This is a genomic window from Neisseria sp. P0001.S005 (genome assembly GCF_051963715.1).
The window spans coordinates 1-1,136 of sequence record NZ_JBQCTZ010000416.1 but is presented as its reverse complement, the minus strand read 5'-3'; the positions used below and the strand labels follow the sequence as shown (position 1 = coordinate 1,136).

Sequence of the window (1,136 nt, the reverse complement as noted above, 5' to 3'; positions counted from 1 at the left end):
ACGTCTTTGTCGGCAAGCGGGTGGTCTTCTGCGCAGATGCCGACCATTTCATAGGCAAACAGAGGGCGGTAGCTGATGCCGTTAAGTGGCTCGGCTTCGGAAACGATGGCAAGGTCGGCGCGGTGTTGCAGCAGCAGCCCGACCGGATCGGCTTGGAAACCGGAAACGATGTCCAATTCAACTTGCGGCCATAACGGGCGGAACTCGCCCATGGCAGGCATCAGCCAGTCAAAGCAGGTGTGGCATTCGACAGCAAGCCTGAGTTCGCCGGCTTCGCCTTCGATAATCCGCACCAGATCACGTTCGGCTGCGGCAACTTGTGGCAACAGCTCGCGCGCCAGTTGCAGCAGGCGCATACCGGCCGGTGTGAAGCGCAAAGGTGTGGATTTGCGTTCAAATAACGGCGTTTCGTAATAATTTTCCAAGGCGCGGATTTGGTGCGATAGGGCGGATTGGGTCAGGAAAACCCGTTTGGCGGCAAGGGAAACGCTGCCGGTTTCTTCTAAAGCCAGCAAGGTTTTGAGATGACGCAATTCGATAATAGAGTCCATGTGTTTTCAGACGGCCTGTGGGTAAGGTGGGGTATATTAAAATAATTCATGATGATGTGCAAATGATTAATGTTGGGAATGATTGCTGAAATCGGAATGTAAGAATTTGAGGTGTAAACAGATTTTGCGGTTAGAATGCGAAGCTGTTTTTGAAGATAGATATAAGGAGTGGAATATGGCTTTACGCCGCGAAATTCTGGCGTGGTGCGATGAGACATTGCAGGTCGGGCTGTTTAAAGACTATGCGCCCAACGGTTTGCAAGTCGAAGGCAAAGAAGAAATTGCCAAAATCGCCACTTCGGTTACCGCCAGCAAAGCTGCAATCGATTTTGCCGTAGAGCAGGGGGCGGATCTGCTTTTGGTTCACCACGGCATGTTTTGGAAAAGCGAGCCTATCACGATTACCGGTTGGAAAAAAGCACGAATTGAAACCTTGCTGCACCACCAAATCAATATGGCGGGTTACCACCTGCCGCTGGACGCGCACCCGCAACTGGGCAATAACGCGCAGTTGGCCGAGAAACTCGATTGGGTGCTCGAAAAACAATTCGGCGAGCAAAACCTGTTGAATACAGGCCGTCTGAA

General features: G+C 51.8%; 2 protein-coding genes. One reads left to right on the top strand and one right to left on the bottom strand.

What is annotated here, in order from left to right; translation table 11 throughout:
* The coding region (locus ACTHSP_RS20710) for a LysR substrate-binding domain-containing protein (RefSeq protein WP_440346848.1) at positions 1–551 on the bottom strand (551 nt) is incomplete at its 3' end.
* A gap of 175 nt (positions 552–726) precedes the next feature.
* On the opposite strand from ACTHSP_RS20710, the gene ACTHSP_RS20705 reads away from it, so the two are divergent.
* The coding region (locus ACTHSP_RS20705) for a Nif3-like dinuclear metal center hexameric protein (RefSeq protein ID WP_440346847.1) at positions 727–1,136 on the top strand (410 nt) is incomplete at its 3' end.